General features: G+C 37.9%; 11 protein-coding genes. 1 reads left to right on the top strand and 10 read right to left on the bottom strand.

Features of this window, described 5'->3' with window-relative positions:
• Nucleotides 1-559: 559 nt before the first annotated feature.
• The 9 genes from OM074_RS19190 to OM074_RS19150 form a co-directional block, all read right to left on the bottom strand.
• Entirely contained in the window at nucleotides 560-5,137 is a 4,578-nt protein-coding gene (locus OM074_RS19190; RefSeq protein ID WP_301202223.1) for a rhamnogalacturonan lyase family protein, read from the bottom strand.
• A gap of 173 nt (nucleotides 5,138-5,310) precedes the next feature.
• Nucleotides 5,311-8,175, bottom strand: a complete 2,865-nt coding sequence (locus tag OM074_RS19185) for a T9SS type A sorting domain-containing protein (RefSeq protein WP_301202222.1) — start codon at nucleotides 8,173-8,175, stop codon at nucleotides 5,311-5,313.
• A gap of 67 nt (nucleotides 8,176-8,242) precedes the next feature.
• A complete protein-coding gene (locus OM074_RS19180) occupies nucleotides 8,243-9,979 on the bottom strand; it encodes a RagB/SusD family nutrient uptake outer membrane protein (protein ID WP_301202221.1) in 1,737 nt (578 codons plus the stop codon).
• Nucleotides 9,980-10,030: 51 nt separating this feature from the next.
• Complete coding sequence (locus OM074_RS19175) at nucleotides 10,031-13,195, bottom strand: SusC/RagA family TonB-linked outer membrane protein (protein ID WP_301202219.1); 3,165 nt, start codon at nucleotides 13,193-13,195, stop codon at nucleotides 10,031-10,033.
• 16 nt (nucleotides 13,196-13,211) lie between these two features.
• Nucleotides 13,212-14,723, bottom strand: a complete 1,512-nt coding sequence (locus tag OM074_RS19170; protein WP_301202218.1) for a fasciclin domain-containing protein — start codon at nucleotides 14,721-14,723, stop codon at nucleotides 13,212-13,214.
• 40 nt (nucleotides 14,724-14,763) lie between these two features.
• On the bottom strand, nucleotides 14,764-16,596 hold the full coding sequence (locus OM074_RS19165) for a fasciclin domain-containing protein (RefSeq protein WP_301202217.1): 1,833 nt from the start codon (nucleotides 16,594-16,596) through the stop codon (nucleotides 14,764-14,766).
• A 60-nt stretch (nucleotides 16,597-16,656) separates the two neighbouring features.
• Entirely contained in the window at nucleotides 16,657-18,177 is a 1,521-nt protein-coding gene (locus OM074_RS19160) for a RagB/SusD family nutrient uptake outer membrane protein (RefSeq protein WP_301202216.1), read from the bottom strand.
• An 11-nt stretch (nucleotides 18,178-18,188) separates the two neighbouring features.
• Nucleotides 18,189-21,458, bottom strand: a complete 3,270-nt coding sequence (locus OM074_RS19155; protein ID WP_301202215.1) for a SusC/RagA family TonB-linked outer membrane protein — start codon at nucleotides 21,456-21,458, stop codon at nucleotides 18,189-18,191.
• 5 nt (nucleotides 21,459-21,463) lie between these two features.
• Nucleotides 21,464-23,722, bottom strand: a complete 2,259-nt coding sequence (locus OM074_RS19150; protein ID WP_301202214.1) for a fasciclin domain-containing protein — start codon at nucleotides 23,720-23,722, stop codon at nucleotides 21,464-21,466.
• Nucleotides 23,723-24,118: 396 nt separating this feature from the next.
• On the opposite strand from OM074_RS19150, the gene rhaM reads away from it, so the two are divergent.
• A complete protein-coding gene (gene rhaM / locus OM074_RS19145) occupies nucleotides 24,119-24,433 on the top strand; it encodes an L-rhamnose mutarotase (protein WP_301202213.1) in 315 nt (104 codons plus the stop codon).
• Between the two features lie 184 nt (nucleotides 24,434-24,617).
• Here the strand turns inward: rhaM and OM074_RS19140 are convergent, their stop codons facing one another.
• Nucleotides 24,618-26,063, bottom strand: a complete 1,446-nt coding sequence (locus OM074_RS19140) for a sialate O-acetylesterase (protein WP_301202212.1) — start codon at nucleotides 26,061-26,063, stop codon at nucleotides 24,618-24,620.
• Between the last annotated feature and the right edge of the window lie 203 nt (nucleotides 26,064-26,266).

Below are 26,266 nucleotides of genomic sequence, written 5' to 3'. Positions count from 1 at the left end.
CCCCAAAAAGGAAGCAAAAAGCTCTAGAGCAAGAGATTCCTTCATCCCACACCGGCCTTCAATTCCGGCCGACTCACAACCGCCTCAAGTGCCCCGTTGAAGACCTCTCGCCATCCCCGGCCCGGACTCTTGATCTGGCCTACCCGCTTTGATTTACAGCTTGTATATTCCTTTACATATCCTTAACTTAATGACATTGCACGCGCTACATAGCGTATGTTTTCTTTATTATCATAAATCATCCACGCGTGAGGACACGCGCGGTAGTTGAGGCGTCTAGCTTATTCAGGCTGTAAGTCTGATATCTACAACTTGGTATTTTCAAGGAGCGATCCGCGAGCGCCATAGTTACTCTGCGGAGGCACTGCCCCTTGTTGTGATGTATAAGGCTGTCAGCCTCTTCTTAGCCGGCCACTATGCCCTAAAGGGGAATGCTATCCAACGCCGGGCTGGACTTCTCCACTTTAGAGCTTGTCCCGATCAAACGGGAGGAGTCAGAGGGGTGAGCCAAGGGATACAATTTTTTATACTTGACTTAACTCTGATTTTGTTCCAAGTACTACTTTACCATCAACTTACTATGAAACAACTTTCCGTTCACCTCAATCCAGATTATATATAAACCCGCATTAAGGTTATCCAGCTCCAATTTTGTTTCGCCATTAATGGATATCATTTTGTTTTGTAAAGTGCGTCCTGAAATATTACGTATTTCAACCCTGGCTTCACCATCAGCTTCAGGCAGGTTAATCCATACAAAGTTTTCTGCAGGATTTGGATATACATTAAAAACAGAACTTATCTCCGGATTAAAAATTGATGTTGGAACATCAGTAACACGAAGTATTCCATTAACATACAAAGATGATGTATCCCAATATAATCCATCCCCGGGTGTTGCTGGTGAAATAGCTGTAAACTCGCCATTTATTGCGTTAACATCTAAAATTTTATAGGCTTGCCCACTTGTATAAGTACCGTTTATTAGCGATAAAGTAAGCGTACCGGAAATATTAACGGTTCCTGAAGAATAAATCTTGTCATTAGACATAGCTCCGGCATCCATCTTCATATAACAGATGCTACCATCTTCTAATGTAACATCATTGTTTATGGTAAGAATTCCTAAAGTGCTTGTTAACCCTGGCATAAGGTATCCTCTGCTTTTTACAGTAACTGCACCGGATACACTTCCTGTACCTGCCAGTGCAGAGCTCCTGTTAACAACAATAGCCCCTGTACCTGTTGCACTACCTGATGTATTGGACACAATCAGTGTACCTCTTTCAATGCTTGTACCACCGGTATAGGTGCTCGCATTTGTTAAAGTCCAGCGACCGCTACCTGTTTTTATAATTGCAGCCTGCGAACCTGAATTTTTAAACTGAGAATTCGTAATCCTTCCATCAAACTGTACAGAAGTATTTTTACCACCAATTTTCCATGTGATGGTGTTTGAAGCTTCCCCTCCTGAACCCAGAACAGAAGAAGATGATCCTGTCAGTTCACCTATTTCAATGGTTGCATCAGTGCTATGGCGATAAACACCAAACACATTATCTCCCAAGTCGATACTTGATGCAGCATATCCGTTTGCATTTCCTAAAATTAACCATCCATTACTGGTTGTAATGGCATTTATCTGTCCTGTAAAAGCCGACCAATCACCTAACAACTCTGGCCTTACATAAGGGGTAATTAACACTACTGTTCCTCCTCCGGTTAAGGCACCATTCATAGTACAACGGCCATCCAAACCAATTGTAGCTGAGTAACCTGATGGAACTTCAATGTCCCAGTTTATATCACTATAAGAACCTGTACTATTTAACATTTGAAGCGCAGCATCCTTAATAGTTACCTTTGAGCCCAATCCGGATAGGTTTGCATTTTCTGTATTTAACTTTAATGTCCCTGAATTTATCTGGGTGGCAGTATGCGAACTACTTTCATTAAGAATCAAAGTACCGTTTCCTTCTTTCACTAATTCTCCCGTACCTGTAAACTGACCGTCAACAGTAAGGCTTTCGCCATTTACATATAAGGTGGCATTTTTATCCCCAATGGTAAAAGAGCGATCTGTTGAAGTGGTATTACCTACCACACTTAATATGGCTCCATCAATAGTAAAGTTTGCAGCATCTTTTGCAGAAGCCCCAAGGGGACCTGACTTCCCTCCATTTGATATATAATCAACCTGAACATATCCTCCATTTAAAGCAACAGGACCTGTAAAATCATTAACATTGTTAACCAATAATTTACCTGTGCCATTTTTTACCAATCCACCAGTTCCTGAGATCATACCTGCTCCATCAAAAGTATAATCCTGGGTACCCTCAACAGTCATAGAACCAATAGGCACTATTTCGGTAATATCAACAGAAGTTTGTGTTCCCTCATCATTAAAGGTAACCTCATCATTACCTAAAAACCAATCTGCCACACCATTGTTATCCCAGTTTTCCGCACCGGCAAAATCCCATATATTATTAACTCCTCCTGCCCACACTATTGAAGTGGCTGAACGTACTTCAAGTACACGTAAAGTAAGCTTACCGTTTGCAACAAGCAATTCACAGGCAACATCGTTTAACCCAACTATAGTTAAATCATCTATTGATCCCTGAAATTCTCCATCAAAAGTAATCAGGTCATAATCTCCGGGATTTAACACACCTTCCAGCCTGTTAAAAATAAGACTACATGCACCGTTTACTATAACATTACCTGACAGGTTAACCTGGTCGTTGCTACCATCAAAAGTTGATGACAAGTCAAAATAGGTTTTTGAACCCTTATTTAATTCCAATCCATTCTGGATAGATACGGTAGCTACAGCATTTTCCTGGCTTCCAATATTGAATTTACCGCGCGACTTCACCAATAATCCGTTACCTAAAGTTCCATTCAAATACAGTTCACCAAACATACATACCTCAACATTACTGTTGGCAAGTGTATTATTTACAAGCAATCCTCCATAATACAATTTTGTGGTTCCTGTAAAATCGTTGGCGTTATCTAAAGTAAGTTTACCTGTACCAGCCTTTAACAGCTCCATGCTTCCTGATAATTGACCGGTTCCGCTAAAAGTATAATCTTCAAATGAATGAACTGTTACACTTTTGGGAGACACCGTTGATACCAGATTCACATCTGAACTATTGTCGCCGGTATAATCAAATAAAATATGTTGATCATTGGAATATGATACCGAATTTCCATCTTCATCCTGCCAATTTGCTGATCCAGATCCAAAATCAGGACCCGATACCCAAACTGTTTTACCATTGCTCATTGGATAAGGAACAGCATCTTCTGTTTCATTCCCTAAGTAAATTGCAGTGTGTGGCGGTTGGTTATAAGAGTTATTTTGCCATGCAACAGCAATACGGTATTGCGGTTCGTGCATTAATGTTGGCATTCTGTAATCGGTATAATCTGTAGTAGTAAAAATGCGCAAAGCGGTATTATCAGTGGTTCTCACCATCATTTCTTCACGCCAGTCGCCAAAAATATCAGCTTGCAGACAAGGCGTTCCTTTTGTCCAGTTGTTTGTTGTTGTACCAGTAGCTGTAAGAACTGCATAATTATCTTTTAAACCATCATCATATTTTGAAATAACCGGCACTCCAATTCCTGTAGTAGAACTAAACGCATGATCCTGAAACTCTCTCATTTTATCTCCATCCCACCAAATCATAAAGTTCATTGGCACATTACTCTCTCCTACCACATTTCCTTCTGTATCATACATTGGACACTCTGCAGCTCCCCATAATTCAAAACCATCAGTCTCAGCTGAAATGTCGCCGGCAGCACAACGTCCACAATCACGGTTAGAGCGATAACGGATTAAAATTTCTCCTGTTTTAGCATCACGGTAGGTTGTTCCCATACTTGATTCAAGACAATTCCAAATTTCAAGCCCTGGTCGGTCAGGATCCATATCTGACACATGGATGGCATCACCATGTCCTGTTCCCGTTGAGTACAAGCCATTTCCGTCGTGATCTACAGTCATTGAACCATATACTATTTCATCGCGACCATCATCATCCACATCGGCACAGCTCAGGTTATGATTTCCCTGGCCATAATACTCTCCCGAGTCACCACTATCAAAAGCCCAGCGCTTAGTCAGATTGGTACCATCCCAATCCCATGCTTCCAGTTTTGTGCGGTGATATATCCCACGGCTGTTAACAAAACTAGGGTGCTTTCCATCTAAATAAGCCACCGTCCACATACATTTTGTTGCACGGTGCCCCAACTGGCTTGCATTCATTCCAGGGTCACCCCATTGCGAAAGCGGATCGCGCTCAATATAGTAATCCCAGGCCAGCTCTTCACCTGTCTGTCCATCAAAAACAGATATATAATCAGGGCCTTCAACTCGGTAATAGCTCGAATTATAAGCAAATGCATAATCATCAATTCTACCATCGTTATCGCGATCCCCTATGTTATTTCCAACTCCATCAATCATTCCATCCGAAGTACGTGTAATAACCTCGGCTTTTCCATCCTCATCAAAATCGTATACCAAAAAGTTAACCTCTACTTTATTGTGTATGTTAGGCCCAAGGTTAATGGCCCACATAAAAGTACCATCCAGCTCATAAGCTTCCAGGTAATGATAATCTGTTGATCCCAAATCGGCTAAAGAAAGCCGTTTTACAACTACTTCATAATCACCATCTCCATCCAAATCCCCCACCGAAGCATCGTTTAATTCATACGTATCATATGATCCGTTTATTGCCCTTACCGGAATATCGAGATAGTTGGTGGCCAATACAGTTGCAGCTTCAGATTGGCTTTGCTCTACACCTTCAACAATAGCACTTACGGTGTATTGAGAACTTATTGAACCAGCATTATCAATATAGTTAGATGCTCCTTCAATAGGCTCTGAATTTATTTGAGTGCCATCTCTGTACACATTATAGGTAACATCACGCAATTCAGTTCCTAAAATACGCCAACTGATATAATTGTTACTTCCATCTCTAACAGCTAACACACCTCTGTTTAGCTCTTCCATCTTTCTTTGTCCATAAACACCAAAAGTTATCATTAAAACGATAACTAAAGCAATTGAACGGTAATTAGTAAAGGTAGACTTCATCATATTATAGTATTAAAGGAAGATGCAGGTTGTTTGTATGACTCCATCTGCCCTATTGGATAATGTTTACTATATAAACGTATTTTTGATATTAAGGTTTACTTTAATTTTTAATAACCCTTCCCCGCAAACAGGGAAGGGTTAATATTATATGTATGAAATAGTTATCCTTAAATTTATTTCACAACCACTCTTTCAACTTTTACAGAGCTACCAGAAGCAACCTCTACAAGATAAATTCCTTTACCCTGGATAGAAACAGGAACGATTCCACCTGTTGTTTCTTTGTTAAGAACAACATTACCTACTGCATTGTAAACAGTAATAGTATGGCTGGCACCTTCTTCTAATTCAATGTTAAAGTTACCATTTGATGGGTTAGGATAAAGCACTAAGCTTTGAGCCTCAACATCACCAATAGCAGTAGCTCCTACAAAAATCGTCACTTCGTTACTATAAACTGTAACTTGCTGACCATCATCATCAGTTACTGTAGCTTCGTAAACAATAAAGTGTTTTCCTAAGAACTCATCTCCCCAAGGTAAATAAGTTGCACCAATTTCTGCAGGTAAGAATTCTTCATATGGTCCACCTGAAACAGTTGCATATTTCCACTGAACACCAGTAGCTCCGTCAGGCAAAGTATATGATAATTCTGTACCATCCGCATCAATGTCAATATATTGATCCGCTGATGGAGTTACAGAAACATCCACCACTTTAACAGGTACTGCGTTTGAAGTTACATCTAAAGCATCTCCCACACAAACCACATAATATGTTCCCGGAGTAGCGAATGAAACAGATGCCGATGCACCAGTAACAGGAGTATCAAAGCTTTCCCAAGGACCTACTGTAGTTGTAGAGTATTTCCATTCAAATGAAGAATATGCACCTGAGTTAATCAAGGTTAATGGGTTTGTTCCCTGTCCTTTACCAACAATTTGAGTTTTAGTTTGCTCAACTCCAAAATCACTTAAATTACGAATTGAAACTGAAGTTAAATTTTCATTTGGATCATAAACCATATAAGGAACAGTACCATCAGGAGTTATAAACTTCGGATTAAAAGTATATTCTCCAGTTTCGGCATCTTTTACACCATTAACCCAGGTTGCAATACTTCCCCTAACATCTCCTGCAAATAAATATTTTCCATTTCCTTCCATTCTGAACTCAGAATAACCAGCATTAGCAGAGACACGACCTGGTAATGTGTTAAACAACATCACTGCATTATCTTTTGCAATTAGATTTGCTCCAACCGCAGGGGCATCACTATTTCCTAATAAAACATTACCATCAAATACAGCTTTTGCATCATTTTCTAAAGTAAACGTTTGAGTTTCTTTATACATACGGAAATAAGATGTTGGGAAAATAAACACCCCTTTAGAAATCAACCATGAACCTGGATCATCCCACTCTCCTGTACTTCTATACCAAAGTGTATCTGTAGAAGAACTTCCTGTTAAATGAGCCAAAGCATCTGTCTCAATCCAAATACTTGCAATAGTATCTTTGTTAAAACCATTAATTTCAACTGTTTCACCTGCAGGTATCGATAGATTATTTTTATGAACATATGCAGCTGGATCCCAGTTAAAGATATCCCTTCCGTCGGTAGAATTTGCACCAGTAAACGTAAGATTTAACGCTCCCGAATTCCACGCCAACATATTGACCTGAACCTCTTTAGTAGTCTCTACAACTCCATCAATTGTTGATTCACAAATTACAAAATAAGTTCCAGCTTCTGTAAATGGTGCTGAAAATTCTGCCCCTGTAATAGCTGGATCAAATACTTCATATGGTCCTCCTGGTGTAGTTGAATACTTCCATTCACGACTTGTTGCAGCAGGGGTTTCCAATACTTCTATAATAAATGGTTCCTGTCTAAGTCCCTGACCAACCCTGATATTTTGTGTTGTAGTAGGAGATAACAAAGCTTTATTAGAAGACACGACTACCTCAATACTATTTGAGTAATGGTCGGTAGATCCGTCATTTCCTTTTAATGCCATATAAAAAGTACCTGAGTTTTGGAATGTTGGTATAATGGTACTGTTTGTTTCAGATGGAGAAAATGTTTGATCATAAGTACCGTCTACCGTTCCATATACCCACTCAAGGCTTACCATACTTGCCAAACCATCATTTTCAACCGCCGCAACTTCACTTCCTGCAACTCCTGCAGTTAACAACTGGCGATCTGTTGGTTCAATTACAAAGGCTGTTTTTAAACGGGTAGTAATAGTAGTTATATCGTTATAAGGGTCATACTTCACTACTAAGTCTTTATCTGGATCTGTTGCAATACTACCGGCAGTAATTCTTTCATTAAGATAAGCTGTTCTATCAGTGTTTACCCTAAGCTCAGCATCATCACCAATAAACAAATGTACTCGACCTAATGCAGTTGGTATACGATCTATTGAACCCATAGTAACTAACGAGTGACCTGATATATTCATCTGTCCCCCCTTGGTTCCATTTCTATCTCCAAAACCAACCCAATGCTTAAACGTAACTGTATCACAATTAATATTAAGAACCGTTTCATCATTATCCATATAGAAGTTCTTATTTGGAGCATAACTAAAATTACCTTCTCCTCCGGTAATATTTAAGATACCTCCTATATAATTACCTACATGATATGTCTGATCAGATTCTGTTGTTGTTGTAAACCAGGTACCTTCAGCCATATTTATAGTAACCTCTCCAACTGGAACGACAGTTTCTTCCTGGGTTTGCTCATCAACAATTGTGGATGACCACGCATTCATATTAAAAATAGCCACGGTAATATCCTCTGTTCCGGTAATAACACAAGGATGAGTGTAAGATCCTGAGTTTTGAAATTCCAGATTATTACCTGCAATCGGGTTTTCAGGTGTCCAGTTTTGTGGTACCTCAGCAGCACTACTAATAGAACCATTCCATAAGATATCAACCTGTGCCATGGTTATCTGAGCACAAAGAAATAATAATGAAAACAATCCTAATACTTTTGTCCTTCTTAGATAAAGGTTTTTCATAATTAAACAATTTAGTTAATAAAAAAGTAAATATTTAAGAGTAATCTCTTGTTGAATGTTGCCACCTCTACTGAAGAGGTAGCAACCAATTTTCTCTAGTCATCAAACGACCACGTATAGCTGCAGCAGTACCGGCATCACCGGCTTTTTCATACTTATCTGCAACCCTGTCTGCTAAAACAGAATAGTCGCCGGTCCTTAAAGCCACTCTCACTAAATCACCCCATCTTGAACCTTCAAATGCCAATTCCAAAGCATCTTCTTCCAATATTTTATTTTCAAGGTATTGCAACGAATCCTGATCAGCAGGAACTGTAATATTCGACAAGCTTACCCTGCCCCTTACACCAACATTACGGTACCACAATCCCCTGTGAACAGGAGGAACCTGGTTGGCATTGGTACTTCTGGCATCAAAATCATATGGAGCCGGCTCATGGGTTTGTTCCCAGTTAAAGTCTCCATAAATATCATTTTTATTGCCTGGGTAGGCATAATTTGGCTGTATACCATTGTTCATTAACGAATAGGCTACTTTATGCTTTCCATCCCGGTTGGCGGCTTCGCAATAACGCAGGTGAAGACCAGCAGCACGCCATAAGAACCACTTACCCGATAATTCGAATGGGGATTCCGGATCATAATCAGAAATATACTTTGTGATAACCGGATCGTTACCTATCATTCTGTATGAACCTGTGTTTCCGTTATAGTCTTCAATATTTCCCCTGAAGTCGCCAACAAAACCATTCCCCTGAACCTGGCTACCCCATAAATCCATAGCCTTTGCCGATGGTTTTAACAGGTACGATCCCTTTTCAATTGAAAACAAATCGTATAATGGTGAAGGTTCATAAGTACTATGGTAGTACATTACCCAAATCCACTCATCATAATAATCACCACTTCCGTAGGTAGAAAACATGGTTGGCCAATTGTTTACAGCACTTTCCAGGTCATTTTCGTAATATCTGTTATATCTGCTGAAATAATGCGAGAAGTTAAAGAAGTCGGTAGGTATTTTGTACCTGTCGTAATCCCCTTCGCTTCTTAACATGATATTTTTAAACTGGGTAGCCGCCCTGGTATATTGTCCGTCCCACAAATACAATTCCCCTAAAAAGTATTCCTTATCGATAAATGAGATCTGATAGCTAAAACCATCCGAACCAGCCAACAACTCTTCATCAGTATATCTTTCCACATAAGGTAAACCTTCCATAAAGCTTACTAATGAATCAACCATTGTTTCAATGGGTAATACAGGAGCATTGCTATCAGTAATTTTTGATAAGTCCTCTACATCATCGATAGGAGTCTGGATATACCGTACATCTTTAAAATGCATGGCCAACTGAAGATAAAGGTAGCTACGTAAGGTACCAACATCTGAATACCTTTGGATATACTCATCTTCGGTAATGGTAACATTAGCCATCTTTTTAAGGTTAGCCATTACGTCGTTACAGTTGTTTATCACATTATATATTGGCCTGGCATCAGCCCATGGATTATCGGCAGAAACGTCCTGGTGCTTACTGATTTCATTCAAATAAAAATCAGCATTATTTGTTACATCCATCAGGTCACCTCTCAGCTCGTTTAGTACTACCAACTGAGGTGCCAATTCCTGGAACAATGCATAAACACCCAATACACCATTATTAGCGTCATTTAAATCCTGATAATGTTCTGAATCAAGCAAAACATCCACATTGTCGGGATCTAAAACATCTTTACATGCAGTAAATAGTAAGGCAGTCCCTATTACTGTAATTGTGAGTATGTTTAGTATTTTTTTCATATTATAAATATTTTCTTTTGTCAGACGTAATTCAATTAATATCGATTTACATTATAGTTTAACACTTACTCCAATTAATATTGTTCTGAATTGCGAAGGCAAACCTAAATCGATACCCTTGGTTAATGTTGAATTACCTATACTAAAATCAGGATCCAGTCCTTTGTAATCCGTTAACGTAAGCAGGTTGTTTCCGCTCACAAACACTACGGGCTGTTCCATAAAGCTTACGCTTATTGGCAATGTGTAACTCACTGTTACATTATTTAAGCGGAAGTAAGATCCATCTTCAATCCATCGATCAGAGAAACGGCTGTTCATCATCGGATCATTATAAGTAGCTTTAGGGATATCTGTTACCTGTCCTTCATATCTCCAACGGTTCACAACAGCTTCCGTTTGGTTGTTAAACGACTGCATATTTTCAAGCTGGTAACGCATAGCATTAAATACGTCGTTTCCAACAGAGAAGCTGGCATTGGCAACCAGGGTAAACCTGTCATATTTTAACCTGGTATTTACACCACCATAAAAATCGGGAGTAGGATCTCCAATTACAACCCTGTCTTCATCGTTGATGATATTGTCTTTCTTATTATCAACAAAGATGACATCACCTGCTCCAAAATTTGCTTCTGTATCGTTATACGATAAGTAGTTAACCAACCCTGATTCGGTGGCTGCAGCTGTAGTGGCATACACCCCATTGGTTTCATATCCGTAAAATGCTCCAATTGACTGGCCTACCTTGGTAATAACCGAAGCTCCATAAATCTCAGTTTCCAACACATTATTGTTAATGTCGGTTACTTCAGTAGTATATTTTCCAACATTAAAACCTAGATCCCATTTTAATTTACCGTTTAACACACGGGCATTCACAGCTACATCAACACCCTGGGTTTCGAAAGACCCGTTATTGAATGAGTAATTTCCTACCCCTGAGTAGATGCTGGCAGGTGCTCTTTCTAACAGGTTTGAAGTTTCGTTTTGGTAAACATCAGCCGATATAGATACACGACTCTTTAAAAATTCAACGTCTAATCCTAAATTAATTTTGGTATTTTTTTCCCAACCAATAGAAGGATTTTTAAGTCCACCCAACACGGTTCCGTACTGGCCTAACAGGTTAATTCCTTTATAATATTTGTATTTATGGTATAAACCTATGTTATCATTTCCGGTTAAACCATAGCTAGCCCTGATTTTTAACAGGTCGATAGCTAAAATGTTGTTCATAAATGGTTCTGATGACAATAACCAGGCAGCTCCAACAGATGGGAATACTCCATAAACGTCGTCTCCAAGAGTTAAGCCATCCACTTCTTCGCCGTATTGCGTTGCTCCATCAACAGAAACACTGGCATCTATAAAATACTTTTTCTTAAAACCATAATTTGCAAGAGCGTAATAGGTAAGTGAATTAAAATCACTTAAAAAACCACCTGAATTATTAAAGGCCGGGTCACCTTGACCAACACTGGTAATCTGGTCACTGGCAGTATTTGCACCTGTTCCCCAGTCTTCCTCTACCCTGTTTATGTTAATACGGGCACCTGCAATAAAACTAAAGTCATGTATGTAATCAAATGTTTTTGAAAACTTAGCCCTGAAATCATTATTTATTGCAAAGTGCTTGATGGTTCTGTAACCGTTTTGGTTATAGATCTCACCAATATCGTTAGAGCTGGTAATAACTCCGGCATCAGGAACAAAGAAGGATTCACGGTCTTTATCAAACATGATACCCACAAGGTTACTGATCGTCAGGTTGTCATTGATTTTGGCATTTGCATTGATTGATCCAAAAACTTTAAAACTTCTCGACAATTGATCTAATGAGTTATTGCTTGACAATAAGGATGTTGGGTTTGATACACCAAAAACATCGTAATCTTCAAACACCGGACTGGTAATACCGTTGCTTATTCTAACGTTTGGGTGTAAAAATGGGGCTTTTACCAAAGCATTGTAATAAGGGTTGTCTGTTCCTGTAAAAGATGTTCCATTCCGTAGGTTCTGAATTCCCCTGATAAAACCTAAACTTGAGTTAACAGTAAAAGTTTCATTGATTTTAATGTCAGAGTTAAAACGCATGCTAAACCTTGAGAAATCAGTTTTTTTAATTGAACCTTCGTTTTTAGCATAGTTTACCGAAAGCGCATATAAAGCCACGTCATCTCCCCCAAGGATTTTAAGGCCTACATTGGTATTGTAACTTTCTGAGAAAACTTCCTTCTGCCAATCGGTATTATTATGATACTTGTAATAATCAGCATAATCTTTTGAATTGATCATATAAGGAAGCTTTTGTATAGAATCGTTAGTGATTCCGGTACTTTCAAGCATATCGTACAAATACAAGCTATAATCGCCAGATTCCATCATGGGAATATTTTGCGATTCCATATTCATACCACCCGACATGTTCAACTCAATTTTAGTTGACTGGTCTGTAGCTCGGTTGGTTTTGATGTATATTACACCATTGGCCGCTTTTGCACCATAAATTGAAACAGCATCCTTAACAATTGAAATATTTTCGATATCCGAAATATCTATTGCAGATAATGAATTCTTTCTTTGTCCGAAAAACAATGATTCGCCATACTCGTTATCATCGAAAATCATTCCATCCACAACAATCAATGGGCGGTTGTTTCCATATAAAGAAGAAACACCCCTCACAAAAATATCAGAACCGATACCCGGCATACCTGATCTGGAATTAACCTCTAAACCCGAAGCTTTTCCCTTAAAGGTTGTTTCGGCAGAAAGCGAACCAGTTTTTGAGGCATTCTCATATGAATTTCCAAACGAAAGATCGGTAATAGAATGCGTTGTATAAGCAAGCTTAGGTGCAGTATAATACAAGTCAGCCTCTTTTTGGAAAGTTGCATAACCTATCGGAGTTAAATACACATCCACTTTGTTTCTTCCGGCCAACACAACCTCTTCACCCTGAAAACCGGCAATACTAACACTTAAAATGTTATCGTATGATGACACTTCAACTTCAAAAGTACCATCAACATTTGAAAAGGCTGATGAAATATCGGCATTATCAATTGCAGCAAAACCAATTGGCTCCAATGTCCCTGCATTAAATACAGTACCTGTTACTACTAACTTTGTTGTATCACTTTCCTGGGCCGACAAACTTAGTCCCCCAACCATAATACAAAAAAGTATGAGAATATGTTTTATGCTAGTCATAATGTTAATTTTTCTGTTATTCAAAATCAGGAACTAGTTTAATATAGTCAGCAACAACAGCCGACCTGGTTTCACTCTGTAACCATACATAAATATCACGGATGGTATTAAAGCTGGTTGATCCAACTTCAACCTCAGGTGCAGTTGTATAGGTACTATCCAACACTTCTATATAATCTGATACAGTAAACATGGAGTTAAAATCATACACCCCGCTATTTTCTTCCAAAAGGAATGTATAGCCCAACTTCTGTCTTAAAGTATCGGAGCTTGAAGAGTATCTGATAGAGTAATTAAAATCATCAACCGCTTTCCAGTAAAACTTATATTTTGTCGATGCAACCTCTCCGGCATGAATAATCAGTCCATCACAAACCACACTGGTATTCCAGTTATCCAACACATAATCAAAACCTCCGGAAGCATCTGGCTTCACCCTTTTGTTACCGGCCGGACTACCAACAGCATCTTCTCCATTAATTGTAAAATTGTCAAAGTAACGTTCTACAGATTCGGCCTCTACAATAATTGGTAAGATTTTGTTTTGCAATGGAATATCGCAAGTTTGTATATGATGCACCCATCCATTACTACATTTTACTGAAGATGTTATCAGGCTTTTGTCAACAGGAACCATGATTGAATCAACTGACAATAATTGAGTCGGTATATCTGTTGAATTAAATGTTGATGTAAATACAAAGTCTTTTGTAACCTTATACTGCACCGATGCCTTATTCAGCAATAAATCTTCATCGCTGACACCCGGTGTTACAATAAAATATGATTTAAACTTTTCATACTCACTATCAAAACCTGCGTCATCAAGAATCAATACTGTATATGTAGAATCTTCCGCTCTCAGATCGGCAACATTTTCAAGGAACATATTTTTCCAAACCATCCCTGAAACTGTATCATAAATAGCCTGACCCGCATCGGTATAACCAACAATTGTGGCCACCTCTTCGTCAAAAACGTCTCCTGATAATGAATTAATATATTCAATATGTTTATTGGTACCGGAGTAACCATCAATATATTCCCAAATATTTTGCTCCAATTCTAACACACCATCAATAAATTGGATAACTCCATTTTGTGTAACCAAATCATTAGTAGCATAACCTACTCCTTCGATATTTGAATTGGTAACAGTCATTACTTTACCATTTATCATCTTAGCCCTGGCGTAACCATTTAAGGAATTGATTTTGATATTACCCTTATTGATATGGTTTGCTACCAATTGGTAAAGTTCCTCCTGGTCGTCAGTAACATTGGTGAACACTGTATTGGATGGTGCCCAAACCGTATACATAAGCGATTGGGACAATGTATCTGCTAAACCGGTTGATTTTAGCGCAGTAACAAAATTACTATAGTCGGATAAGCTTTCCAGTACTTCCAAACAGTTACCTGCGGCAGTTGACTCATCAACCTCTGTATAATCCTCCCATGCATCCTTACAACTGTAGGTTACCAGTAAAGCTGTTATTACTAATATTTGAATGAAATATCGTTTCATACTTTTAAATTTTTAAGACCTATTTAGGGTAAACAAATTATTATTCAGGTATTACCTCAGGAGGTAGTCCATCTTTAAAAATATCGGTGTTATCATCGTTATTTCTACGTGGCCAGATTTGATCCATATCTGTTGGGATAAACTGTATCTGGTCTAACCTGATTGTTTGTCCTGAATATGCACTAATACCCACAAACTTGATTTTATGTGTACCTGTAGTAGGCACTTCAATTGTTCCGGCCAACTGTCCTGTATGAGAAGCTGCATCCTTTGAATTGATATATCTGTATTCAGTGGAGTCAGCAGCAGGTCTGAAGGTATACCATTTCAAACCTTGCAATTCCCATTCTTCTTCACTGGAACCACGACCCATAGTAATATTGTTATCAATAATTACCGGCATCACATTATCGTTAAAGTATACAAAATAGATCGGCATCCTTCTACCACTACTTGGATATACGTTACGGGTACAAATCCATACTTTATAGGTACCTTTTACCAGGATTGGAGTAGTAAATTCAATCCAGGGAATTACTTCCGGACGTAAATAAATACTCAGGTAATCGTTTTGAACACATTGTGAACCGTTGATACTTCCCACGTTATACCATATACTGTTACCTTCCGGCCATGTAATATTTTCTAACTGACCAGCTTCCAGTTCAACTGACTGGCTTTTATATACACCCGGCATTTTACGGATTTCCAACTGATCTGAAACTTCCCAGTACACAGGCATCGGGAACCTGACCTTGATGTTAAAATCATTTTCAACTACGTGTAAAACACCATTGTTAGCCGTATTATCAGAAGCTCTTCTGTTAAGGGCATAACCGGGCTCCACCGCACCGTCAAAAATATCTTCATTTACTTTCACTGTATCCCCAATAGTTCTGATGGTTACAACCTCAAGAGGAGCCATAGTAACGTGGGAACCTGCAGATTGCAGATCGGTAATATATTTTAACTGGTTATCAAGACAGTGGTAGCCAACATAAAGATTTAAACTATCCAAAGGATTGGAAGGATCGCCTGTATCACTATATTTTTCTAGTAAATCAGCATAGCTATTGATACCATCTTTAGCATAAGCTTCATCGGTAACTGCTATCACAGTAAACCACCTTGGATCAGCATCTCCCTTTTCTACTTTCAGGTTTAAGGTATCATCATATCCTGTTTCTTCAAGAGCCTGATAAAATATGGAATAATCAGGATTATCAGAAATAAGATCAGTTAAGGTTTGGGTTACAGGGTCAAGAACTGACTCTACAGAATGGAAAACACCGTTTAAAAGTCTTTTATCCTTCATTTTAAGTGTTGCATATTTATTGATTTTATACACAGCACCTTCTTCTTCGTCATAGTCTACTTTAGAAGTAAGATATTGACCATACATAGTTGGAGTCTGCATTTTACCATCAATAAACATGGTAGTTGCAATGGTATCTTCTATGGTATGGTAGCGAACCAAATCTTTTAGTTCCTCTTCTGTAAAATCACTAACCCCACTTTTACCTTTTTCCTGAAAATACTTTGCAAAGGCATCATTTGTTGGTGCATATACCGTATAAGCTCCGTAGGCCTTTAAAAATGCAATGGTATTACTCTTTTCCAGTACTTCATAGAATGTTGAAAATTCATTAGGGTTTTCCTGCAGGTATTCACCAATCAATAATTCATAATTGGTCCTTTCAGTGAACTCCTCCTTTTTACATCCCTGTAAAAACAACACACATACTGCAGCTAGGGTAAGCATGCTGCCTAACCCTATGCGAATCACTTTACTTTTACTGATAAAACCGGAGCTAAGCAGGGCTTGCCTAACACTTTGGTTAAATCGTTTTGTGTATATATTGGGCTTTTTCATAATCTAAGCTTTATTCTTTTAATACATTCTTATCAACAAAATATATCCAGCTATCCCTTATTAGTATTCGTAAAAAGGATTCTGTTCCAGAACCGGATACCCCGCATTTATATCATCCTGTGGAATAGGGAAATAGTGGCTCAATGTATCCTGGTACTTGTTTTTGATAATCTGCATCCTGTTATAAGGGGCAGCAACAAGAACCATATCCTCAATCAAGTCCATTCTTTCATAGTTGTTACGGCGGGCATTTCTAAGCACATCCAGCCAACGTTTACCTTCAAACATAAACTCCCGTGCCCTTTCGTTAACAATATAGCTTATCAAACTTCGCGTATCCAATACCTCACCATCCATAATATATTGTGTTTCATCAGCAGCATTTGCTCTAGCCCTGATCAGCTTGATCAACCTTAACGACTCTTCAAAATCTCCACCATTACCTCTCATGGCCAAAGCTTCAGCTTTCATCAATAAAACGTCAGCATAACGGTATACAATAAAGTTTGAAGTAGCATCATCCTGTTCTTTGGCTACACTCCTGTTTATTCCGATATATTTCCATAGGTTGTAATTTCTACTTGACCTGAATGAACCACGGTCGCCCCTGATGTCTGCACTATCTGCCGGCATGTAAATATTAATAGGGAAATAGGTATCCATAATATCGGCGTTGGCGTAGAACAAACGACTTAAGCTAAGGTTATTATAAAACGGATTCAAATTTTGAAGTGAATACTGTAATTCAAAAATACCTTCAATACTGTTTGTTTCGTGAAATAAAGTAGTTAACCACAAATCATCACCTGGAACCAAACCGTAGTTACCTGATGCAATCACCTTATTGGCAGCCTCAATACTCTTGTCGTAATCGTTGGTCCATAAATTTACATTGGCCTGTATGGTATTAATGGCATAAACAGTAATCCTTCCTTTATCACTTTCAAGGTCTCCATATGATCGTACTGCATATTTCTCAGCTAATTCAAGATCTTCCAAAATTTGTTTAAGAATAACCTGTTGTGAGCTTTTAGGAACCCTTGCTTCCTGTTCATCAGTTAAAGTAGCCTCTAAAACCAAAGGTACTTCCTGAAAAAATCGGGTTAAATAAAAGTACATTAAAGCCCTCACCGCATAAGCCTCAGAAAGATATACATTCAAATCAGCCTGAGTAAACGAAGGGTCTCTATCTAACACCTGTGGAGCTTGCGCAATCAGGTTGTTACAGTAATTTATAGTACGATATAACGGAGCCCATTTCACTACATTTAAAGTTGGCAGAATATCTCCGTTATTAACATAGGCATAATTAGTTGAAGCATAATCCGACTTCACCATTTCACCGCGGATTTCACCCCAGGTAAAAAACTTCCATGGGTGGTCACTTACCATTGAAGAGTAAATTCCCATAGCTGCCGCGTGAACTTCCTCTTTCGACTGCCAGTATTCTTGTACAATAATAGCATCCTGAGGTTCAAGGTACAACCAATCTTTACATGATGGCAAAATGACAGAACCCAATACTAATCCTATTATTAGTAACCTGTTTTTTAAAATTCCTTTCATTTTATATAATAACATAATCGCTTGATTTAAAAAGTAATGTTTAGCGTACATGTAACATCCCTGGTTCGTGGTGTATTAGAATCATCATAACCAACCGTATAGATTGTTCCATCATTTGATTTAATACTGATTTCAGGATCCTGACCACTATAATCGGTAAACGTAAAGAGGTTGTTTAAAGTAGTTGATATCCTTGCCGACTGCATACCTAACTTCTTAGTCCATTTTTTAGGAATTTTATAAGCCAGTGTAATATACTTTAACCTTACAAATGAACCATCTTCAACAAATCTATCTGATCCCAGCCAGTTGTATCCATAACCTAACAGCGCTCTTGGAATATCGGTTTCATCACCCGGCTTGCTCCATCTTCTTAACACCGCTTTTGTTTGGTTATCGAATGAATACATACTTTCACCATTCATTTTAGTGCGGTTAATGATATCGTTACCAACTCTGTAATAGAAATAATAGTTGAACGAGAAATTTTTATAGGTAATTCGCTGTCCGATACCTCCAAAGAATTCAGGGTTTGCATCACCCAAAAGAACAATATCTGCAGTATTGATATTACCATCATGGTTAACATCCTCATACATGGCATCCCCTAATTCAAATTTATAGTTTACGTTTCCGTAATCATAAATCATGTAAGTTGGGTTTCCATTGGGGTCCGTAATTTTATTGCCATTAACGTCCCTTGCTATTAATTGATCTTTATTTGTATATACTCCCTTGTATCTATAGCCATAGAATGAACCGGCAGGGTTGTTAATCTGAGCATAGCGCTTATACTCACCATTACCCGGTGTTTCAGCCACTACTGTAGAAAAATCATCGGCTAATTCCCTTAGTATATTATAGTTTCTGGCAATATTAAAATCTAATGTTACTGTCCAGTCTTTAGTTTTAAATGGAATAGTTTTCAATTGGAAGTCCCAACCATAGTTATCCATGGTACTTACGTTCATCACAGGCGTAGTTGAATAACCTGAAGATGACTGGGTTTTCACGTTGTAAGCAAACATATCCTCTGTTCTGGTTTTATAGAAGTCTACATCAGTTGAAATCCTGCCTTTAAACAATTCAGCAGATATACCCAGGTTTGAAGACTTAATACTCTCCCATTTTAGATTTTGTAACTGCATGTTTCCAGGATAAACCCCTGTTGTTCCAAGGTAAGCAAAGTCGTACGACCTGTAGTTACTATAGAACATAGATTCATAACGTGGAGGGTTACCATTTTCTCCATAACTAAAGCGAATACGCAAATCATCTAAAAACTCAAGGTAGCTTAAGAATGGCTCTCCTGACAAACGCCATGCTGCCGACAAACTAGGGAAATATCCCCATCTGTATTTATCATCAAATCTTGAGTTACCCTCACGGCGCATACCCGCTGATATAATATACCTGTCGAGCAAACTATAATGGAACATGGCCAATGCACCCAGGGTACGTCCCTGTCCGTTACTAGTTCTGCCTCCGTATCCTGAAACATTATCACGACCCGCACCCGAGGCATCAGGTATTGAAGAGGAAATTCCATTGGTATTATATAAATACGAACCAGTTCCTATATATTCAGTTGTTTGAACGTTTAATGTTGCGGTTAACTTATGCTTTTCATTAAACTCTTTGTGATAAGTAAGCTTATTGTTAGTATAAATATTATATGAATCATCATCACGGTCAATCATCCTGTTGGCATATCTGCTGGTTGCAGAAACTCCCGTTGCTTCCTGAGGAAGCATCTGTTTTAGCTTATTGGAGTTAACATCCAGAGATAAATCAATAGAATATTTTAAGGCATCAGTAATACGATAGTTCAAAGAAAACTTTGTAATGATACGATCATTGATTGTTTCGTGCAATCCATATTTTGCAAGGGCAACCGGGTTGTACATACTTGGGAATGCCCCCTGTGGTGTTCTTTCCGGAGAAAAATAATTACCTGTCAGTTCACCTTTTGCATTATACTCATGAATTGACATGTTAGGCATCATACGGTACGCTGTACTTCTGATACTTCTTGTTCCCTTGATTACACCACTCTCTGTATAATTACCAGAAGTAGTACCATGAGCATAAGAGAAATCGGCACGTAAACGTAATTTATCTGAGATAAAATAATCCAGGTTCAAACGTGTTGTCAATCTTTCCAGACTGGTTCCTAATGTAACCCCTTCCTGGGTTTGAGAGTTCACTGAAAAACGATAGGTTGCTTTCTCTCCACCACCAGATATGGCTAAATCGTGGTTATGTGTAAAACCGTTTCTCGAAATAGCATCCATCCAGTCAGTATCCTGACCAAAGTTGTAATAATAATATGGTTGCGTTTTGTTGGCATAAATTTCAGGGTAAGAACTTTGAGGCATAGCAAAATTAAAAGTATTCCTGTAAGCCTCCCTGATTAATGTTTGATATTCTCCACCATTTAAAGTAGGAAGAGCATCCGGCTCTTCTGTAAATGTTCCACGGTAAGTATAACTAACCTGGGGTTTACGACCTTTGATTCCTCGTTTTGTTGTAATCATCAAAACACCGTTGGCAGCTTTTGTTCCCCAAGGGGCTGTAGCAGCAGCATCTTTAAGCACTGTAATATCTTTAATATCACTAACCGAGATATTCAACATCTGAGCATATCCTTCTTCGTTTGCTGTAGCAAAATCAAAATCTGAAGTAATAGTCGTTTCAAAAGGAACATTATCCACAACAATTAACGGATCACTATTGGCAGATAAAGTACTAACTCCACGAATCCTGATTGACATACCTGCACCCGGGTCACCTGAGTTAGCAGCAATATCAACCCCTGCTAAACGACCTTGAAGTGCATCATCAATTGAGGTTGCCTGTACATCGTCAAACTCATCAGCCGAAATTTTACCTACTGCTATAGCCAAATCCCTATCAGCAATATCCATAAAACCGGTCTCTGTTTTCTTTTCTGCCATTACCTGAACTGCATCAATGGTAACAACATCCTCTGTCATAATAACTTTATAGTAATCCTTGTCTGTAAGTTCTACTTCCTGTTCCTTATAACCAATAAAAGTAAATTTTAACTTGGTAATAGAACCTTTAAGTTTCAGGATAAATTCTCCATTAAGGTTTGTGATAGTACCTGTAATAATACGGTTACTTTTATCCAAAGCAACAACATTTACTCCAGGCATTGTTTCCTCATTCAGTTCATCTAACACCTGCCCTGAAATAGTCAATGATTCCTGGGAAAAAGCGTTTATAAAAACTGTAAACGAAAATATAATCGTAAGTATTAATAATTTGTTCATGAATACTAGTTTTTAGGATAGCGCAAATAATTATCTATCTGATGAATAATAGCCCTGTTAGCCAATACATTGCTTCTACTATTTACAACAGTGGCAACTCTTCCGTCCTGATCTGTAATTTCCATTACATCATTACCACTTGACACGGCTACATATGTTTCTCCATTAATTGTTTGATATTGGGTATAAGCCACATCCTGATAATGGGCACTAGGAGTTAATATCTGACCATTCAAAATATGAAACTTCACAAAGTTGTATACCTGCTGCTGCTCTTCTAAAGTAAAATCAGCAATAGTAATGGCAGGCAGATAACCATCGGCTACAGCCTGGTCAATTGCCGCATCCGTTGGAACCAACAAGGTGGTATTCGATGATATTTTTACATCAGTAATGGCTTTGCTAATTGTGTTATACAAATACCCCTCCATTGACTCACCATTATCTGGGTTGTTGGATTCTGCCGATTTTTTAAGATAATCAACATACTTCCTGAAATAGGCATAGTATTGTTCTAATTGTACCCCTACGTTTTCGGTGGTAAATAAAATAGGTGCTGCAATATTATATGACTGTCCGTTGCTTGCCACTGTTGCAATCGGGCCTAAATACTGGGCTCCGGCGTAAGGGCTTGCATTACCCGAAGAAGTCACATAATATCTTCTGCGGTAAGACGCTACTTTTACATACTCCCCGTTTTCGAACATCCCCGACTTATAAATTCCGGGAACTTCAAAATCCACATCCTGATTTAAGAAAATATGCAGATTAAGCAATCTTTCCAAAGCCACTTCTGCGTTATTTCCCATTGGGTTATTGTCGGTAATTTCCCATTGGCTTAAACCGTAATTGTAAGTAATTCCCGCTTCTTCAAATTGATCATTATCCAACAAGATCATCTGAATATTAATATCCGGGTTACTGTTTTTCAATAAAGTTTTTATGGTAGGAAAAGTATTAATGGCTTTTAACATAGTTGAGTACGCAGGATTAAGCGCCACATCACCAAATACAGTATAATACAAGTCAGATCCCTGTACGATATTGGTTCCATAAAAAAGACCATTACTACACATTTCCTTGTCGATAATATTCATTTCCGGATCGAAACGAGCCACTTCACCATGTATATTACGGTACTTTTCGAATTTACTTGGCCACATTGTATTTTTCCACATGTGTGCGTTCACAAAATCAGCGATCTGATCGGTTGTCATTTGCTCAATGGATTCGTAATGCTCAAGAAATTTCTCGTTAAAAAACTTTTCTACAGCCTCGTTATTTGGCGCAAACATGGTGAATCCTTCTATCTGGTCATCATAAAGCTCACCACCAGAAGATGTTCCAAGGTAATTTTCACAGTTAGGCGAAAAGTAAGCCGACGAATAAAATTTACCGAAGATCTCAACATATTCTCCTGTAATTTGAGCATTTTGCTGCTGAAAATAATCAGGAGCCTTACTATACTCCACAATGTAATTGTCAAGAATACTTTTGAACAGGCTATACTCATCTTTGGCTGCCATGCACTCTTCAATATTATCAAGAGGCAAAATCACTTTATCAACAACATGAACAATACCATTTTCGGCGTACAGATCCTTCTCAACTAACTTGGCGTCAACAACATTTAATTCAGATAACTCCACGTTAGGATAAAAATAGTTGTAGTCATAATCAGTAATACCAACCGTATTCATATAACCTGTTGTAAAAAATGGGATATCCTTATAATTATTATCGCCGATTCTGAAACTAGAACCCGCATATTCTAAAGGCCCCACCTGGTTGGCATCTACAATAAACTGCTCGCCATATTCAGGTATTACTTCTTTGTAGGTCCACTTATAATATGATGTTTTTCTTTTAAAAGCACTATCCGCCCTTGCCTGCTGCAATGAAGTTGATTCATAATCATTCAGCTGATCTAATGAATACCGGCTCTGTATTAAGGCATATTCAACAATTTGTTTTGCCATTGTGCTATCAACGCTACTGATTCCCTGAGATTGGTAAAATGCCTCAAAAGCATCGTCATTGGGAGCAAAAAGTGTATAAAATCCGCCTCCAGAAAGCGTTTCTTTATAACCTGCTTTATCTACACACTTTAAAAATTCTGAGAAATTTCCTTTCTCCTGTATTAATTCATAAATAGGTGGTTCCAGCCATTCAGGCCTGTCGTAGTACTCATCTTTATCCTTACAACCGGCATAAACCAGTAAACTAAGAATAAAGCTTAATTTAAATAAAGTGCTTTTTTTCATATTCTAGATGTATTAATCTTTCAAGTTCTCTTTTTTTCGCAGTTGTTAATTTTGGTTAACTACTTTGAAATATTTGTAAAAGTACTTTAGATAAATATCATCCATATGGAGATAAATACTTTTGTATGTATTATCGTACCTATCGCCTCCGCGCCTTTGTTTTCAGGCCATTAACAACACCTGTGAATATTGACATATACAAAATTACATATCGGAAAACATTAAAAATATTTAGAATACATATACAATATCACACAATTCTTTACTTATATTTACACTTACCAAACACAATAATCCCCCTCACAACAAAATTCTATTTGCATGGATTATTTTACAGGTTCAAATAATCCAGGAATATTATATTACATTTTCTAATTATCTAAAACATATACAAAAATGAAACGATTAGCTTTTAAGATGTATTTAAATCCAGGTCAAAAAGAAATCTACAAGAAACGTCATAACGAAATATGGCCTGAACTAAAAAAACTTTTAAAGGATGCCGGGGTTAGTGAATACTCCATTTTTTTGGATGAAGAAACCAATATCCTTTTTGCTTTTCAAAAAGTGTCCGGCGAAGGCGGATCACAGGATTTAGGCAAAACTGAAATAGTTCAAAAATGGTGGGCGTTTATGGCTGATGTTATGAAAACAAATGACGACAATTCGCCAGTTTCCATAGAACTGGAGGAAGTCTTTTATATGGAATAAATCAATAAGCAAACGATTATAGCTTATAAATCAAGGGTTGAATCAAAACCTATTTTATTTTTGGCTCGGCCTGGTTTGGTTAAAACAAAAAATGGAGCACCTCTATCAATAAGAAGTGCTCCATTTTGTATTTTTATATACCCTTGCGTGTACAATATTACATGAACAACGTCAAAACCTTTGATTATTCCAGCTTTGCTTTAACTGCATCATCCCAGTTATCGGTTCTAAATGAAGGAGCCGGCAACATATTAGTATCAAACAGAGTTCCTTTAATCCAATTTTGCCAACAATACCTAACTGCTACCGGATTTTCAACCTGATCGCTTTTTACAAATACCAGTTTACGTTTGTACATTTTAGCCGTGGCTGGATAAAACACTTTATCTGCCCCTGCAATATAAAAACCATTTAATCCTTCAGGAATATAGATCCCATTTTCTGCCCCTGAAAATTCAAGATAGATTCCTCCATCCTTAATTTCATGCCTTTTATAATATGGCCCGGTACAATCAACCGAAGGATATCCATAAGTATTGTTTAATGCACAATATAAAAGGCGGTCGGCCACTTCCTTTTTCCGAGCAGGGTGAATACATCCTTCCTCACCTATATCCATTGTAACAGCCATTTTTGAATTAGGTATCAGCTCCAGACATTTCAGTTGTGCTTCTCTCAAATAGGCCGTATTTTCAACAGTTTCAAAGGCCTCCCGGTTTTTATAATAATAAGGTGCTATTTGTACGTAATAAAAAGGAAACTCTCCCAACCCCCACTTAAACCTCCAATCTTTAACCATGGCAGGAAAAAGATCCACATATTTTTTGGGATCTTCCCTGTTTGATTCTCCCTGATACCAAAGTACTCCTTTAAGGGTATAACGGATGAGTGGATTTATCATGGCATTATACAAAAGAGTTGGTTTATGGTTTACCCTCCTCTTATTGTCAATGGTATCTATATCAAACTCTTCAATTCCTTTAAGGGCATCAGTGCTCATCCATGATTGAATTTTACTTCCTCCCCAGGAGGATTCTATCAACCCAATGGGAACATCCAATATTTCATATAACTGCTTTCCATAAAAATATGCCACAGCACTAAACTCTCCAATATTGTCTGGGTTTGCCTGTTCCCATCCCTCAAATTTTTCAAGATCTTTTAATGGCGTTTTTGAACTGTTTTTCAGAACACTAAAGATCCGAATATCTGGGTTATTTGATTTTGCAATGGCTTCCAGGCTTCCCAAGGTTGGTTGACCTGTATACCCATTTAAGGGTTGTTGCATATTGGATTGGCCAGAACAAAGCCATACTTCACCAAATAAAACATTGCTTAAACGAATTTCGTTGTTGATAATTATAGTTTGGGGTTCTTTTGAATTGGTGGTCTCAACTTCAACCTCCCACACTCCATCTTTATTGGCTTTGACATTTACCGGGGCTGACAACCAGGAACATTGAACAGAAACAGATTCTTTAACATCTGCCCATCCCCACAACTTTACAGTAGCATTGCGTTGCAACACCATATTTGAAGAAACGATGGCAGGTAAAGTAACTTTTGCATTTATCGGTTGAAGCATCAATAATAATAGAATCAGGATAATTCCGCTTTTCATTGTTTTCATATACTTTAATATTTATAGTATCAAGACTGATAGTTACAATAGTTCGTTAGTTTTTAGTCATTGGTCATTAGTTTATTTGTCAATAGCCTAGATTCCAATATCTTATATCAATAGTTCGTTAGTTTTTTATAAGTGTTAGATTATGAGATACTTAATAAAATCAACTCAAGTTAGGTAAAGATCTTATTTTAAGCATCTTGCAA

It is taken from the genome of Plebeiibacterium marinum, from assembly GCF_026013615.1.
Classification (GTDB): domain Bacteria; phylum Bacteroidota; class Bacteroidia; order Bacteroidales; family Marinilabiliaceae; genus Saccharicrinis; species Saccharicrinis marinus_A.
Note: the sequence above shows the minus strand (reverse complement) of the source record. Positions and strands in the feature narration are given on the sequence as shown.

Excerpts from the sequence above, each read along its gene's own strand:
- OM074_RS19190 (WP_301202223.1), bottom strand. The coding sequence starts at position 5,137 with ATGATGAAGTCTACCTTTACTAATTACCGTTCAATTGCTTTAGTTATC.
- OM074_RS19185 (WP_301202222.1), bottom strand. The coding sequence starts at position 8,175 with ATGAAAAACCTTTATCTAAGAAGGACAAAAGTATTAGGATTGTTTTCA.
- OM074_RS19180 (WP_301202221.1), bottom strand. The coding sequence starts at position 9,979 with ATGAAAAAAATACTAAACATACTCACAATTACAGTAATAGGGACTGCC.
- OM074_RS19175 (WP_301202219.1), bottom strand. The coding sequence starts at position 13,195 with ATGACTAGCATAAAACATATTCTCATACTTTTTTGTATTATGGTTGGG.
- OM074_RS19170 (WP_301202218.1), bottom strand. The coding sequence starts at position 14,723 with ATGAAACGATATTTCATTCAAATATTAGTAATAACAGCTTTACTGGTA.
- OM074_RS19165 (WP_301202217.1), bottom strand. The coding sequence starts at position 16,596 with ATGAAAAAGCCCAATATATACACAAAACGATTTAACCAAAGTGTTAGG.
- OM074_RS19160 (WP_301202216.1), bottom strand. The coding sequence starts at position 18,177 with ATGTTATTATATAAAATGAAAGGAATTTTAAAAAACAGGTTACTAATA.
- OM074_RS19155 (WP_301202215.1), bottom strand. The coding sequence starts at position 21,458 with ATGAACAAATTATTAATACTTACGATTATATTTTCGTTTACAGTTTTT.
- OM074_RS19150 (WP_301202214.1), bottom strand. The coding sequence starts at position 23,722 with ATGAAAAAAAGCACTTTATTTAAATTAAGCTTTATTCTTAGTTTACTG.
- rhaM (WP_301202213.1), top strand. The coding sequence starts at position 24,119 with ATGAAACGATTAGCTTTTAAGATGTATTTAAATCCAGGTCAAAAAGAA.
- OM074_RS19140 (WP_301202212.1), bottom strand. The coding sequence starts at position 26,063 with ATGAAAACAATGAAAAGCGGAATTATCCTGATTCTATTATTATTGATG.